This window comes from Dendronalium phyllosphericum CENA369 (assembly GCF_016056275.1).
Taxonomy (GTDB): domain Bacteria; phylum Cyanobacteriota; class Cyanobacteriia; order Cyanobacteriales; family Nostocaceae; genus Dendronalium; species Dendronalium phyllosphericum.
Genome location: NZ_JAECZA010000022.1, coordinates 37,410 through 53,195 on the forward strand (window position 1 = coordinate 37,410; position 15,786 = coordinate 53,195).

A 15,786-nucleotide genomic window follows, 5' to 3' on the forward strand; every position below is an offset into this window, starting at 1 on the left:
CTTATTGGTTTGGGGTAGGCTGTAATCAATGCGCGCCTGTCTTTTGTAGAACAACTTTAACAGTTTGCAACAAAATTTTTAAATCAAGCCATATCGACCAATTTTCAATGTAATCCATATCTAATTTGAATGCGTCTTCAAAATTGTCAATGTTTGAACGTCCGGAAACCTGCCACAAGCCAGTAATACCAGGCAGAACTTCTTGGCGAATAAAATGGTTGGTTTTAAACTTCTTGACATCGCGGATAGGTAAAGGACGAGGCCCGACGAGGCTCATTTCTCCAAGAAAAACATTAAACAATTGTGGCAATTCATCCAAACTGTAAAGGCGCAAGTATTTACCAACTTTAGTAATGCGAGGGTCATCTTTCATTTTAAAAAAGACACCATCTTTCATCTCATTTTTAGCTTCTAAAGAAGCTTGGATTTTTTCAGCATTTGTAACCATTGTCCGGAATTTCCAAATTTGGAATTCTTTACCATGTAATCCAATTCGTTTTTGTCTAAAAAATATCGGCCCGCGAGAATCTAACTTAATTATGAGAGCGATCGCCAAGTATACAGGTAAAAGTAGGAAAATCAAAGTAATGGAAAAACACAGATCGAAAAATCGCTTCATCCAAAAATCACCACCAACAATGATTGGCGCAGGGATTGTTGGATAAAAAACTTCTCCAATCATGTCAAAGGTAGATTTAGGAAGAGAAAATTCGCTCATTGTTGGCAGCATCCGAAGCGTAATTCCAGCATTATAAAAATGCCAACAAAGGAATAAACGATTTTTGATTGTATCCCAAGAGACAAAAACTTCATCTACATTTTGACTGCGAAGGTATTCAAAAGTCGTTTCTCTATTACCCAAATCTAGACATCTAGAGTTTGCGTAACCTTGAATTGCAAAGTAATTCTGTCGTTCCAACAGCTTTATATAATAAGGTTCTTTTTCTTGCTCGTCAGCAATGATAAAAATTCTATGCCGTACTGCACCTCTTTGACGTACAAAGTTAGTAAACAAGTTAAATAAATAACGAACACTACAGATGAAAACTATAGACAGCAACCAATATATGAGATAACTTGAGTACGAAATATGGCTATTTGGTTTATAAAGAAAGTCTATAAATAACAAAAGTAGAGATGATAAAGAAATTGCTTTAACAACACCTAAATAATTACGGCGATGAATACCTGCTTTATAAAGGTTTGTTGTTTGAAAGATAGCAATTGTTAAGCTGACATTTAGCAGCACAAATGATGAATTTTGTATTGAGAAAAAATCAAATGGCGTACCATATAAAATTGCTAAATTCCATGCAGAGCTTATAAATATTGCGTCTAGAAAAATAAGTGTTACTACACGCATTAATCGGATAAACAATCCTCTCTGTATGCTTAAATTTTTCGCTGAACGTAAATCAGGTTTAAAACTTGCTATCGAAATGTTGCTGTAAACCATAATTATGTGACCTCCCAATGTCAATAAGAATAAAATCTGTTCGTAACAGTATAGTTAGGATGAAAATGAACGCGAAAACATACCAGACGTAATGTGTGGATATACGTCAAGTAAATTTTTTATAAACAATTAAAAGCCTGAAAAAATTGATATTTACATATAGTTAAGCTTTTTAGCCAATCAAATAATTTTGCTGTAGCGTTGACTTTTATATGCAAACTTCAATATCATCTTCACAAAGATTAAAGTTGATATAATGTACTGAATATTAAAAATTAAGCCTTAAAAATAGCAGTTTATTACTTCGATTGAGTTTGCAAACTCCAAATTTCTTGTAGTAATAAAGTGCATACAAACCAAGGCTCAAGTAAATAACGTTTCCATAGTCTTTTCGGTTCGCTTAACAACCGATACAACCATTCCAAACCCAATTTTCCCATCCAGCGGGGAGGAGTGGGTATTGCTCCTGCAACATAGTCAATGCAAGCTCCACTAGGTAAGATAGCATTGGTGTGGATATGTTCGAGATTTTTATAAATCCAATGTTCTTGACGTGGCATACCCATCCCCACCATTAATACATGGGGTTTGTAAGCATTAATTGCAGCTAGAACAGCAAGATTCTCTTGACTATCTTTACCCATATCAAAGTAGCCATGAGCGCAAGCAATTTGTAAACCAGGAAACTTCTGGCGCAAAATACTCGCTCCTTGTTCAGCAACTCCTGGCTTTGAACCTAAATAGAATACACGCCAGTTTTTATTAGCTGCTTCCATCATCAGAGGCCATATCCAGTCGGCATAGGTTACTCTTTGTTCTCGTTTTATGGGAAAACCTAACAGTTTTCCAAGTAACACCAAAGGCATACCATCAATATGTATATATTCTGCTTTTTCATAAAAAGCTTGCATTTTTGGATCTTTATGAAAGAGATAAAGACTATGCAAATTGTGATTAGCAATAATCCATTTCTTATTTCGCTCAATGGATTCTTCAATCAATAAATTCAACTCAGGAATCGAGAGTGCATTGACTTGAACTCCAAGAAGTTTATAAGAAGATCGCTTCTTCATGACTTAATTTTTCTTTTGGAAGTATGAAAGTTCTCACAGCAAAGCTGAATTTTTTCTTGTAAGGTTAGTTTAACATTAAACCCCGTAAATACACTAATTTGTTTTGGTTAAGTTTTTTTGGCGTTACGTAAAGATAACTAGGACTTACTTGCTTTCATCAGTATTTTTGCGATACTATGTGATTTAGCATCCCAAGAATATTTTTCTCTAACTAAGGTATATCCTGTATCTACCAAGAATTGATATTTATCAATATTTGAGGCTGCATCCAGCACTGTATCAGCTACTTCTTTACTAGAGTACCCTGTTATTAACAGATGTTCTAAGTGGCGAAATTCTTCTAAACCTCGCAAACCTTCTGGTGTTGATACAACTAAATTTTTACTAGCGAAATAATCTAATGCTTTATTGCGAGCGCCACCTGCTACTGCTTGCTTGGAAAATGGCAGTAAAGCAATGTCTGCATATTTCAGATGGGCAACAAAATCCTCTCGGTGAGACAAAAAACCCAAAAAAGAGATGTTAGAAGGAATTGGTTCTGAAATATCGCTACTATCCCTACCTATGACGACAAAATGTACTTTTTCCTGATGGCTTTTTAGGTGGTTAGCAACCTCAAGAGTCATTGATACTGACATATCATTAGTTGGAAATTGAAATGTTTTCGGAGCAATCAGAACTACTACTTTCGCAGGTCTGAATGCTTGATATGGGTCTTTATCCAAATGAGAGTCAATATTTATAAAATCTTCTGCCACTCCATTCCCAACGCAATAAATCTGCTGCGGAGTTTTACCATACCACTCGGAAATTAGTTTAGGTGTTGATTCACCTGCTGCAATAATCGGACTACCAGAGAATATCAAAATTCCCTGAGCTATATATGTTTTAATACATTGGGCAAACTCTTTGAAAGGATTAGCAACTGAAAACAAGCGCGTCCAGTATTCATACGCTGAAAAAGTATGAAAGTCTAATACAAGAGAGCAATTACTATGTTTTTTAAGCTTATATTTGTATGAGATTAAAGCAGCTAATCCAGGTAAGGTTTCTTGAGCATAGATGATATCTGGACAAAACTCATCAATGCACTTTTGTATATTTTGAATATATGACTTTAGGCTTCTTGAACCAATAGAAATAGATGAGGCATAATTAACAGATGAACAATCTAAGCCTAACTGACAGACTTCAAAGTATTTAGTAAGATACTGACCCAGATAAAAAGGCCTAGTAAAAGCACCAAATGGTTGACTGGAATCGAGGGTTGAGACAATTAGTAAGCGTTTACCCATAAAATTAATAATTGTTGATATTTTCAATATTTAGCTAGTTAATTTCTGAAACTGCAAGAAATGCAGTTTATTAGAATAGTTATGAGTAATCCAAAATTCATTAGCTCTATGTAGTCCTGATTCAAAGTAGGCTCCCAAAGCATTGAAAGCCTTGTCCTACAATTATTCAAATTAGAACTGCAAACTTGGCGAATGACTTTTGAGAAAGTATCTATCAAAGTTTTAAGTTTCTTTTGTTGCTATCCTCAGCAAATGTTGGAGATGATGCCAAATTTTTGTAACCAATAGTTGCTCTGATATAAGGTAAAAACCAGTAAAATATCCAGAATGGGCCAGAGTGTCTGCTACAAAATACAGTCCAGGATTTTAATGGAAATCCTTTGATGTGCAATACCTTTTTCCAGCGTTCTAATATATTTAAATTGGTATCTACCCAACTATTACGGATAGAATTTTTGCTACAAGTGCCTATATATCCAGGAGCTATCCATATTTGACAACCTAATTTATGCGCTCTAAGCGCATAATCTAAATCTCCTAAGCTATGAACAAAGGCTGTATCAATATTGCCAACTTTTGCGACGACGCTTTTAGGAATTAATACGCAGTTACCATACATAGCATCGCATTTTTGGACAACCGAACTTGGTTCTAGAAATTCAAATTTGTTAGAATACCACTTTTTAGATTTTAATGCTCCTCCATAGGTTGCTTTTCCCGTAATTGGATCTTTAGTTGAACCTACTACAATTGAATTGGGATAACCTTCTTCACTCAAATTTTGATAAATATGCAATAATTTATTTAAAGCATTGGCTTCTAAAAAAGTATCGTCATTCAACCATAAATAATAATCGTATTGATTTTTTATCGCTTCACCAAAGGCGAGATGCATCCCACCAACCCAGAATAAGTTGCCATTACCCTGAATAATTTTTACCTCTGGATATTGTGCTTTAACAGCTTCTGCCGTCCCATCAAAACTACCATCATCAGTTAAATAAACATCGAACTGATTTTTTTGCTGATATAAAGCTTGTAAACAAGCAATAGTTGTATCGCGCCTGTTATGACAGGTCATAATTACGGCTAGGTTAGCTTGCTTCATTTCGTTGACCTCAGACAATTTTTATAAAAGTACTGATGAAATAATAGACTTTGACATCATTTGTATCGTTTATTGATTTTTCAAAGTTTAGCCATTTTTTCAATCCAACTACTTAAGTTAATATCTAAATTAAAATTTCGGAGTTTTTGTTCCATTCTTCTGATTGCTAACATATAACGATGCATAACTGATGTTCGAGGCATATTCAGTCTGACAACTTCTTTAGATAACCATTGATATCTATCTGAATTAATGTTGAAATTTTTTAATTTTTTGATTTGTGCATTCCAATCGTTGTAGAAAAATAAGTTAAAATAATGAATAGATATAATATCATCCCAATATCTCATTCGTAGTTTGTTTGATAAACGGTTATGTAAAGGTAAGGGATAACTATAATTAGGAGAAAAGTGTTCGACATTTTCTTCCAAAGCACATAAAGTTACAGATAAAACAGACTGCTCAACAAAATAAATACCTTGGGGAGGAGTGATATCAAGGCGCATTATTTTTTCAAAATTCTTTTTCCAAGCTGTAAATATACCCGCACTCCTTCTCACAGCAATTAATCCAGAATTCCAGTAAGCTCTAATTCTTTTATTACCTATTGGTGTGTCAACAAACACCTCACGCTTAACATCTAGAACTTCATATAGTTTTTGCCAGTACCATTCTTGAGGATCTCCCAAACCTGTAGAACCAATTCCCTGTCCATACTCAGGACGCATCCGAACGTTACAATTTTCTGGCAATAAGAATTCTTTTGGCTCAGAGAAAAAACACTTGTCACTATCTAAAAAAACTAAGATTTCTGCATCAATATTTTGTTCTGCATAGGCACAAACTAAAGGCTTATTTGCTAAATAATATTCATGAAATTCTCGATTTATGGGAATTTGTTGATGAGTTACCTGTAAGGTCTCAAATGCTTGTTGGGTTTGTTTTGCTATTGGTTCACCGGCCCTAGGATGAAAACTATATATCGGTGTATTTTTTAATTTGCCGCAGAATTTACGAATACTTTCTGCAAGCATTAATGATTGACCTTCTAAACGACCAGGTTCTGTACAAATTACAAAAGCTATAGGTATTGACATAAAAAGTATTTACAAGGTAAATTATTGAATTAATATTTCCTGAAACAAAGCTGAATAACGACGTGCTTGAAGTTCTAAAGTGAATTCTCTTTCTGCTTTTTCTCGAGCATAAAATGACAGTTTTTGCAGTCTCTGTTCATTTTCAAGTGCCCAGGTAATTCCTTTGACAAAATCTTTAACTTCATAAGGTTTAGCTAAATAGCCATTCTGCTGATGGTCTACAATATCTTTTAGACCAGTAGAATTAAATGCAACAACTGGAGTACCACAAGCAAGGGATTCAGAAGCTGTTTGTCCAAAAGATTCTTGCAGAGACGGTACAAGCATCAAATCAACTGCTGAGTAAACAGTTGCTAAGGATATATCATCATGGAAGTGACCTAAGTAGTGTGTTTTGAAGCCTAATTCAGGTGAATTTTCGGTTTGAGATGCTCCAAAAATCACCACTTCCAAATCATCCTTCCAACCAGACTGACTTAACTCTTGGAGAGCTGGTACCAATAGATGAAACCCTTTATTTTTATCACTCGTTGCTTGTATTGCTCCAAAGAGAATCAGCTTCTTGTCTTGGGGTAGATTAAGCGCTTCGCGTGCAAAATGTTGATTAATGGGTCGATATTTTTGACTATCCAATCCGTGGGGAATTACCTCGATTCGCAAATTCTGGAACAAAGTACTAGAACGAGCGCACTGTGCTAACCAATGACTTGGTGAAACCAAAGTTAAATTTAAATTTTTCCAAGCTTTTAGTTTGCGTTGCCATACCCAACGAGATAAATCCCATTCATTGCTGCTGTTAAGTTGAGGACAAGCCCCACAGGATACTTTGTAGCGATCGCATTCTCCAGTAACGTGACATCCTCCAGTAAAACCCCACATATCATGGAGAGTCCAAACTAGAGGGCGCTTTAGTTTGGTGAATGTTTCTATTTGCATGAAACCTGCACTAATCCAATGCAAATTGATGATATCCGGATTAATCTGAGCGACTTTAGGAATAACTCTATCTGGCAACCATTGAATAAAAAATGGCGTATTTTGCTTTTGACGATAAAACTTTAATGGTAAAGCTTCTAATGTCAACTTTGCTTTGGCGATGCCTTGAAATAGTCTGATTTCAGGTGCAATTACTGTTCGATCGTTACTATATTTTTCATGGACTAGCATTTGTGACTGTAGTCCTATATCCCGTAACCCTGTGTGCAACCGATAAGCAGCCCTCGCTGCACCTCCACCAATATCATGCGTACTAAGATGTAAAATTTTCATTTTTTTTAACCTCTCGATCGCTAAAATTAGTTCCGATTGCCATCAAAGCTAATCCATCAGGTCTAGTTTGACGATTTCGTTGATAATCAAGAGTCAGAGATAGATAAGTTGTGACATACATCAACCAATTCCAACTGGGAGTTAATAATCTGGCTTCTGAAAAGTTTACAATGACGATGATAATTAGCATCTGCATTGGCCAATAATCTTCTGGCTTTTTTGCCACTGAAACAATCCGCATCAGTGCCATCACAAAAAATCTCATAAAACCTGCGGCAAAAATCCCAAAACCTAATAATCCTAGTTCCAACAATAGTTCTAAAAAACCATTATGAGCATTACTTGCCCATTCGTACGTAGCTCTCACATTAGAAGCAGCAGCACTAGTCCAAAATCCATAATATCCATAACCTAACCAAGGTCTTTCCCAAACCTTAGAAACTAATAATTCCCAGAGATCGGAACGCCCATTCAAAGTAAGGTCTTTACCAGAAGTACCTACTATAATTTCGGCATTATTTATCAGGAATATAGAAAAAATCAAAAGTAACATTAAAGCTGAACTTATCGTTATAACTTGTAGTTTATAATTCGTTTTTTTCAGTATTTTATATATTGGTAAAAGTAAGATAATTGTTAATAAAATAGTTAACGATGTTGTCGAACGCGAGAGGACAATTAAGCATATAGATAGTCCACAGAGTGTCCACATTAACCACCGATATCGAGAGCTACTAAGAGCAAGATGCAAAAAAACTCCTGCACTCCAAGCCATCATGTATCCTAATTCATTTTTATGACCATAAATTCCGCTCCACATCCCTGCTAATTCAGGTGCTTGATGAATAAAATTTGGCACGAATGCAGAAAATAACATAGACAATGAGGCGGCTACACCAAGAGCCCAAGCTATTAGCCTCATTTGTTCCCTAAGAGAATAACGCGTTGCTAAATAGATTGCTAAAAAATATATTCGGATAAGACCTTTTATATAAGTCAGACCAGTACTTACGTCTTCTGACCACAAAAGAGAAAATATAACTATTGCTAGCAAAAAAAACTGTAAGGGGTTTTTGATAATTACATATAAAAAACTTTTCCAGTATAAAAGTGTGAAATAAAATAGGATTAAATATGAAACTATATTGAACAAAGTATCTAATTTATCACCTCCAAGAGGAGATGAAGAAATTTCCTGAGCAGGGTGTATTGTTAATGCGCCTACAGCAATGAGCAATAATAAAATAGTTAATATTTTTTCTTGTAAATTTACCTTTTTTTGTGACATTATGACTTATCTATGTAATTTAGTATATATACTGCTAATTCTGAATTTTGGAATGATTCAATATTTTTTTAACTTCTTCTTTAAAAATATCTAATGCAGTTGCTTTATAAACTGTTTTTTGTGTAAAAATATCTGCCTCTACATTACGTACAATATATGGAGGATGCTTTAAGGGAAATTCCATTGCTTGTGTTGGTATATTTATAAAAGAAAATTTTTGATTGGAAGTAAAATGAGTTGCATCTGCACCAACACCAATATTAGACACTAAATTAACATTAGGAATAATACTCAAGCTACCTTGCATCCAGCAAGCAAATGTCCATTGATAATCCCAGGTAATACCTGTCGGATTGTCATAAACAGATTGAAATGTTCGTCGCCAATAATTTACTGCTTTTGGGTCTATAAGAATGTCATGTAAAAGATTTTCTGTTTGCACCTCTTTCCAAAGTTTGATGCTTAAATCGTAATATTGCCAAGCACGTCTCCAAGTGGCCCAACCCCAGCAGTGACTGTAGCGAGAAAAATAGTAACTATAATTTGTGCGTCTTTGCCCAGATTGAACATTCTGAGCAGAAATAGTAGATATTCTCGTATCATTCCTATACTTGTTCAATAATTCTTCACCAAATCTAAAAAAGCTAGGATGAGGGATACAATCATCTTCTAAAATAATTGTCTCTTCAACATTACTAAAGACCCAATCTAAACCGCTAGAGACTCTTTTGGCACAACCTAAGTTAATATCGGAATAATTTTTGATAACTTCGCAATCCCAATCAACTCTATCAATAACTGACCTAGTAGTTTCACACCTTTCTGCCTCATCTTCGCGATCAGTTCGAGGGCCATCTGCAATGACAAAAAGTTTTATTGGCTTTACTTGACGAATGACTTGAAAGACTTTTTCTGTTGTTTCTGGGCGCTTAAAAATAATAAAAGTTACTGGTGTTTCCATTTTTAATTAGTTTGACTGCTATTTTTAATATAGAAAGGTAGAGTCAGAATGATTAATATTTATAAAAACGTAGCAAAGACTGCATCTGAATCTGAAATAGCTTTTGTGTTCTTGTATCAAATGCATTACAGATAAAAGCGGCAGCAGCTTGAGATATGATTGTTGCGATCGCAGCACCAAGCCCTGCATATTTAGGAATCAACAATAAGTTGAGAATAATATTTAATATAGCCCCTGTTAAAGTTTTACCTAAAGAAACATGGTTCAACCCTTCAGCAATAAACCAAGGTGATGTTGCAAGACCCATAAACACAAACAAAGAAGTCCAGATATGCACCGCTAATATTGGCCCTGCTTCTATATATCCATTTCCAAATAACACCATAATTATTGTGTTGGATAAAAACGTCATTGGCAGAGCAATTGCCAGAGATATACATATTAGTAGACGAAGTAATTGTCCTATTCGCTGATAGTAAACACTTTCTGATTTTTCCTTAGCTGCGTAAATGGAAGGAGCAACAGAAGAAACAATTGCTCCTGGAATAAAATACCAAATTTCAGAAATCCGCACAGCAGCAGAATAAATTCCTACCTCCTTATCTCCTATCATCTGACCTAACATTATTTGATCGATTCTCATAAAAATCAGGATAGCGAACCCTGAAAAAATTAAGGGTAGACTCTCTTTTAGAAGGGTTTTGGCAACACTAGAACTCCATCTCCATAGCCAAAATGAAAACCCTCGAATTTGGTAAGCAATCATTAAGCCAATAGCACTCATCACAAATTCTGCTAATGTTACCCAAGCAAAAGCTAACAATGGTGCTTTTGTTAAAATTAGTGCTATTTTGATCAAACTATTTAGTAGAAATGCTATATTTTTAGCAATTACAGCGTATTTTGACTCCACCTGTGATTGAAACCATAGCTCGATAGTATCAGAAGCTCTAAAAATTCCTACGATCGCTAAAATTGTAACTAATAATATCTTCAGAGTTTCCCGCTCGCCTAAGAACAACACACTACCGACTGCTACTAATACAGAGGCAATTCCACCCAAGAATTTTAGCCAAAAAGTCGTACCTAAAATTTCTTCTTTGTTTGATGATTTACGAATAATATGGCGAACTACTACATCATCCAACCCCAGAGTAAAAATTGGACTAAATAAGCTGACAAAGGCCAAAGCATAGTTAAATAGACCATACTGCTGTACTCCTAAATAGCGAGCTATCCATACTCCTATAACTAAGCTTGCACCCATACGTAGAATACGATCTGCAAACAACCAACTTGTATTGGCGATAATTGCGCGCAGTCCAGAATGAGATTTAAATTTTGATAAGTTTTGAAGGCTTAATTTACTCAGCATTGTCTTTTAACTTCAGCATTTAATATTTTGTATCTATAACTTTCCATAACGTAAATTTTTGCTAGCCTGCTAAATTTACAGAATAAACTAAGTTAATTATGCTTTTATATAATAAGTATTACTTATTAGGTTTTTAGCTTACCCATAACTGAGATTTTCAATAAATAGTTGAATAACAAAACCACTCCTTTAATTTTCCAATAAAAATTATGCTCAAACAAAAAGATTATTTTAAAATAAGAGAGAAAATCTTGAAGTTTTGGGCATGGAATTGTTTTGATTTCGTTCAAACATGTAAAAGCCAATAACAGGGGCGAACTAAGATTATTTTTTTGCATGATGTAACTAAATAAGGAATTGCGTTTCCAAAATCTTTTATATTCATAGTTTTTATCTGCATCTAAAAATTTCTTATTATGATATTGATTAGTTTGATGTATTCTGTACCTTACTAAAGGTGTAGATAGATAAAACTTTTTTGCTCCTACCAAAGAAGCTCCCCATACGAGACAGTCATCAGCTCTAACACGCCAATCTTCCGTATGTGGAATGGGTAAAATTTTTTGGATTATTTCTCTACGAATGGATAATGTTGATGTTATAGACCCAATCCATTCCCCAGTATATAAAGTTTTAATTACTGAATAACCTAAATCTGAATCTACTTCATAATTTTGAAATGTTCCTTCTACTGAACCAAATTTTTTATATGCACAAAATATAAAATCACATTCACTACGCCTGTTGTAAAACTTCAGAGTTGTTTCTAAATATTCAGGTTCATAGATATCATCAGCATCTAAAAAAAAGATAATGTCCCCAGTTGCGGCTAAGAAAGCTTCGTTAAAGGATGATAATTGTCCTTGATTTTGTTCTTTTATTATATACTTGACATTGGGTTCTTCGGAAAATTTAGCTATTACTTCCGCAGAATTATCTGTGGATGCATCATCAACAATAATAATTTCATCAAATTTAACTGTTTGATTTAAGGCGCTATCAACTGCCTCTAACAGATATTCAGCGTAATTGTAATTGTTAATTAAACAAGAAGTTTTGATTGTTTTTGTATACATATTAAATTATCCAATCGAGTAATCAAAAATATATAAAATGACAATGTAACGTAACTAAATAACTATGACTAAATAATTTTTTTCATGTTTAGTAAAAATAGATAATATTTTTTGGTAAAGTATACTTACCAAACTCTAACACCAATACTTAGAGCGATTATTCTTATCATTCATCTACAGATATTATGTTGAAGATGCAAAATAAAAATAATCGCAACAAATAATCTTAAGGATGCTCGCGTTCGTTATTTTTGCGAGAAATTAATGATTTTTGGGTAATTTTTTTTAAGCTGCCAGATACGGAACTCTGTTCGAGTTGTTGTCTTTTGGTGTAGTAGAAATAATTGTCAGGCTCACTTTTAACATTCACACCATTTATGACTATGCCTAAAACTTTCTGGCCTGATTGAGTCAAAAACTCTTTAGCTGAATTGGCACTATCTAAATCAACTACTCCAGGACGAACGACTAATAAGATACCGTCAGTAAGGCTACTTAAAACGGCAGCATCTGGTATTCCTGATAGAGGCGGCGTATCAAAAATAATGAAGTCGTAATCCCTACCAAAGCTACTAATCAATTTTGTCATACTTTGAGAATCTAGCATTGCCACTGGATTGGGAGGTAAAGTTCCGCAAGTAAGAACTTCCAGATTAGGCATCACTTCTTGCACCGCTTCATCTAAAGAAACTTGACCAATAATGACATTACTTAGTCCAACTGTATTTTTGAGTTCCCAGATATGATGTTGTATGGGATGGCGCATATCTGTATCTACTAACAAGACCCGACGACCCGCCTGAGCCATAGTCACAGCTAGATTTGCAGATACTTCAGACTTGCCTTCTTTGGGAACGGAACTTGTAACTACAATGCTTTTGAGCGGTTTATCAGAACAGAGGAACTTCAAGTTAACTTGTAGTATCTGGTATGCATCCCCAAGAGGAAAGTAAGGAACATCTCTACCAATGATTTTGGGAATAGGTCTATCAAGTCCTACTACAGAAGAATGCTCTTTCCCATTTCTGCCTAGTGTGGGAATGACTCCCAAAACAGTGTATCTTAAGACTTCTTTAGCTTCTTTGACTGTCTTCACCGAGCGGTCTATCAAGTCTAAACTAAAGGCAGCAATGACACCTAAGAAAAGACCAATTGCTCCCCCACCAACAATGAACAGGAGTTTGCGGGGGCCTTGTGGTTTATCAGGTGTTAAAGCATAGGAAATAACACGTGCATTGGGAATTTTTTGGTTTTGTGCGATGTCAATTTCTTGACGTTTCTTTAAAAGTGTTTCGTAAGTCGTTTGAGCTGCTTGCAGTCTTCGTTCAAGTTCTCGCTGATTTTGCTCTAACTTAGGTAAATAATTTGCTCGTCTGACATAGGCATATCGCTGTTGCAAGAGTGTATTAATTTGTCTGTCTAGACCGACGCGTTGTGCCTCTCCACGAGTAATATCTGCAATTAAGCTTTGTCGCAACTGTCCAATTTGTAAACTTCCTTCTGTTACTGGTGCTTCGCCGGCTACTTGTTCTGTCCGCTCTTTTAATAAGCTCTTAAGAGCTGTAACTTTTTCTTCTAAATTAATAATTGTAGGGTGTCCGGCTTGAAAACGAGTTCGCTCCAGTGCCAGTTGACTCTCAGCTTCTTGGAGTTGGGCAAGCACTTTTTGAACTCCAGGTGCTTGACTCAATTCAGATTCAATTACACCTTGTTGTGAATTTACCTGAGCTTGAGCGCGTAACTGGTCTAAGCGACCCTTGACATCATTAAGTTGAGCTTGAGCTTGATAAATTTGGTTGTCTAATTTAGAAATTGTATCGACTGCGGCAGTTGCTTCTTGATCTAAGACAATAACTTGATTCTTTTCTTTAAATAGCCGTAGTTGTGATTCCGCTCTGCGAACAATTTCCTCGGCTTTAGGTAGTTCCACTACAAGAACCTGTTTGGCTGCCAATGCTTCGTTTTGATTAGCGTTGATATTTAAGTCTATATAATTGTTAATTACTTTATTGACAATCTTGGCAGCAAGTTCGGGATTGTTGCTTTGATAAGAAAGCTGCACAACATCAGTTCCTTTAATTCCTTCTACTTTTAGTTGTTGTGCTAAGTCTGGAATTGAGAGCGGTTTGCCAGTATTCTCTTTGAGGTTGAGATCCTTAATTGTTTTCTCCAATACTGGATTGGAATTAATAACTCTTACTTGAGTTTCTAGGGGATTATCGTTTACATTTAAAGCTTCTAAACGTCCGATGTCTTCTGGTGACCCTATAAGTGAGGAAGTGCGATTGGTTTTAATCATCAAACTTCCTTCTGCCTTGTATGAAGGTTTTAGTGAAAATGCATACAAGCATCCAAGGGTAACGGCTATGCCCAAAATTCCGACAACAGCTAGCCAACGCCGTTGCAAAACCTCTAAATATTTCTGAATATTTACTTCTTCAACGTTTGGTAAAGATTCCATTGTCATATATAAAATATAGAAAGACTAGTTGCAGCAGATTTTTATCAGTATTTTTACATCGATAACACTATAGTTTACTTCGCAATAGTAATATTTGCATTGATTATCAGCTAACACTTCTTGGATTGACGTTGTTCAATAGTGGAAGTTCGTTTCTGAACATTTTTAACTTATTTAAGTTATGTTATCCAGCTTCAACGTATGCACAGAACAAGATATAGTACACCATTTTGAATATTTTGAGTTTTAATAGCCCCGTATCTACAACTTAAGCTACTTCATTGGAAGACTCAAACATAAGAGTTTTTTGAAAAAATTTTTCATTTTTTCAAAAAGTTAGTACTTTTATGTAATTATTTATAATTTCTCTACGATCGACCTAACGATTCATATCATAGTATGTAAGAACACTTAAGCGTGTAACTTTATCAAAATTTTATATAATCAAGGCAGTTTTATTTAAAAACTGTAGTACAATCCAGGGTCTGGAGAGTACATCATTGGGTTAAAGCATCTGAAATTTTCTCGTTCTATTCAGTTAAAATAATCAATTGCAATTTAAAACTCCTTACATGTCTGTGTTTCTGTGCCATGACATCAGCCCCAACGATCGCTCTTCAAGCAAACTTCATACGAACTCTCATATGAGTGTTCGTAAATAGGGGAAATAAGCGATTCCAATGAAAAACTCTACTCTACCCTAGCCTGTGGTAACCTTTTCAGGTGATGTTCAATAACTCGCGCTTCACTACGAAGATTGCAACCTAAAAAACTTCAGCTATTTTGTTGAGTGCATCATACGAATATATTTTAGGTTGTTGGATTTTAGCTTCTAACTTCCCAATCAGCGGGGTATTGTACTTGACTGAGAAGCGCCGTACAAGATTCTATTAGATCTTACCCCTCTTCTGTCACTTTCCGGAATAAGCAAGTAGTTCAGGAGCTAAATCATCCAGAAGCATAATAGGGTTTAAATTGATTCATTGCGGCAATTAAATGATTGAATCCCAGTAACAAATGTGAATTAGGGAAAATACTTAACCAAGGATAAATTAACCAAAATAGTAAAAGTGGTTGGATAATGAGACGCAGATTATTTAAAGCATTCTTCCATCCAGATTCATGGTTCCATTGCGGATGGTTAGAAAAATCAACATCACTCAGATCTTGTGCCTCAGTCTCAAGTTGACGAGATTGATTTAAGCCTAATAAGACGGAAGAATTTAAACTAATCATCGTGTAAACACAAAAAATAATCTCCCACCACCTCTCAATATGTTGAAAATTGGTGAAACGGTAATCTGTCCAGCCTAGCTCTTGTTTACAC

Annotated in this window: 11 protein-coding genes and 1 pseudogene; all 12 read right to left on the minus strand. The window is 35.1% G+C overall.

Features of this window, described 5'->3' with window-relative positions:
• Positions 1-25: 25 nt before the first annotated feature.
• A complete protein-coding gene (locus tag I8752_RS08195; RefSeq protein WP_214431822.1) occupies positions 26-1,456 on the minus strand; it encodes a sugar transferase in 1,431 nt (476 codons plus the stop codon).
• A 299-nt stretch (positions 1,457-1,755) separates the two neighbouring features.
• Positions 1,756-2,529, minus strand: coding sequence for a WecB/TagA/CpsF family glycosyltransferase (locus I8752_RS08200; protein ID WP_214431823.1), 774 nt, complete (start codon positions 2,527-2,529; stop codon positions 1,756-1,758).
• Between the two features lie 137 nt (positions 2,530-2,666).
• On the minus strand, positions 2,667-3,824 hold the full coding sequence (locus I8752_RS08205; RefSeq protein WP_214431824.1) for a glycosyltransferase family 4 protein: 1,158 nt from the start codon (positions 3,822-3,824) through the stop codon (positions 2,667-2,669).
• A 214-nt stretch (positions 3,825-4,038) separates the two neighbouring features.
• Positions 4,039-4,932 carry a glycosyltransferase family 2 protein gene (locus I8752_RS08210; RefSeq protein ID WP_214431825.1) on the minus strand — a complete coding sequence of 298 codons (894 nt, stop codon included), beginning with the start codon at positions 4,930-4,932 and terminating at the stop codon, positions 4,039-4,041.
• Between the two features lie 80 nt (positions 4,933-5,012).
• Complete coding sequence (locus tag I8752_RS08215; protein WP_214431826.1) at positions 5,013-6,029, minus strand: hypothetical protein; 1,017 nt, start codon at positions 6,027-6,029, stop codon at positions 5,013-5,015.
• A gap of 21 nt (positions 6,030-6,050) precedes the next feature.
• A complete protein-coding gene (locus I8752_RS08220) occupies positions 6,051-7,298 on the minus strand; it encodes a glycosyltransferase family 4 protein (protein ID WP_214431827.1) in 1,248 nt (415 codons plus the stop codon).
• Positions 7,279-8,586: an O-antigen ligase family protein gene (locus I8752_RS08225; protein ID WP_225895515.1), complete on the minus strand. Its 1,308-nt coding sequence runs from the start codon at positions 8,584-8,586 to the stop codon at positions 7,279-7,281. Before I8752_RS08225 ends, I8752_RS08220 begins: the two co-directional genes overlap by 20 nt.
• Positions 8,587-8,620: 34 nt before the next feature.
• The gene (locus I8752_RS08230; RefSeq protein WP_214431828.1) at positions 8,621-9,547 is read right to left on the minus strand and encodes a glycosyltransferase family 2 protein; all 927 of its coding nucleotides are present in this window, start codon (positions 9,545-9,547) and stop codon (positions 8,621-8,623) included.
• 52 nt (positions 9,548-9,599) lie between these two features.
• Positions 9,600-10,922 (minus strand): flippase, encoded by a 1,323-nt coding sequence (locus I8752_RS08235; protein WP_214431829.1) that lies wholly within the window; start codon positions 10,920-10,922, stop codon positions 9,600-9,602.
• Positions 10,923-11,047: 125 nt separating this feature from the next.
• Positions 11,048-11,998 carry a glycosyltransferase family 2 protein gene (locus I8752_RS08240; RefSeq protein ID WP_214431830.1) on the minus strand — a complete coding sequence of 317 codons (951 nt, stop codon included), beginning with the start codon at positions 11,996-11,998 and terminating at the stop codon, positions 11,048-11,050.
• 226 nt (positions 11,999-12,224) lie between these two features.
• On the minus strand, positions 12,225-14,465 hold the full coding sequence (locus I8752_RS08245; RefSeq protein ID WP_214431831.1) for a GumC family protein: 2,241 nt from the start codon (positions 14,463-14,465) through the stop codon (positions 12,225-12,227).
• Between the two features lie 942 nt (positions 14,466-15,407).
• A pseudogene (locus I8752_RS08250) lies at positions 15,408-15,786 on the minus strand (IS701 family transposase); the annotation flags it as partial.

Coding starts and splice junctions, on each gene's coding strand:
- I8752_RS08195 (WP_214431822.1), bottom strand. CDS start 1,456: ATGGTTTACAGCAACATTTCGATAGCAAGTTTTAAACCTGATTTACGT.
- I8752_RS08200 (WP_214431823.1), bottom strand. CDS start 2,529: ATGAAGAAGCGATCTTCTTATAAACTTCTTGGAGTTCAAGTCAATGCA.
- I8752_RS08205 (WP_214431824.1), bottom strand. CDS start 3,824: ATGGGTAAACGCTTACTAATTGTCTCAACCCTCGATTCCAGTCAACCA.
- I8752_RS08210 (WP_214431825.1), bottom strand. CDS start 4,932: ATGAAGCAAGCTAACCTAGCCGTAATTATGACCTGTCATAACAGGCGC.
- I8752_RS08215 (WP_214431826.1), bottom strand. CDS start 6,029: ATGTCAATACCTATAGCTTTTGTAATTTGTACAGAACCTGGTCGTTTA.
- I8752_RS08220 (WP_214431827.1), bottom strand. CDS start 7,298: ATGAAAATTTTACATCTTAGTACGCATGATATTGGTGGAGGTGCAGCG.
- I8752_RS08225 (WP_225895515.1), bottom strand. CDS start 8,586: ATGTCACAAAAAAAGGTAAATTTACAAGAAAAAATATTAACTATTTTA.
- I8752_RS08230 (WP_214431828.1), bottom strand. CDS start 9,547: ATGGAAACACCAGTAACTTTTATTATTTTTAAGCGCCCAGAAACAACA.
- I8752_RS08235 (WP_214431829.1), bottom strand. CDS start 10,922: ATGCTGAGTAAATTAAGCCTTCAAAACTTATCAAAATTTAAATCTCAT.
- I8752_RS08240 (WP_214431830.1), bottom strand. CDS start 11,998: ATGTATACAAAAACAATCAAAACTTCTTGTTTAATTAACAATTACAAT.
- I8752_RS08245 (WP_214431831.1), bottom strand. CDS start 14,465: ATGACAATGGAATCTTTACCAAACGTTGAAGAAGTAAATATTCAGAAA.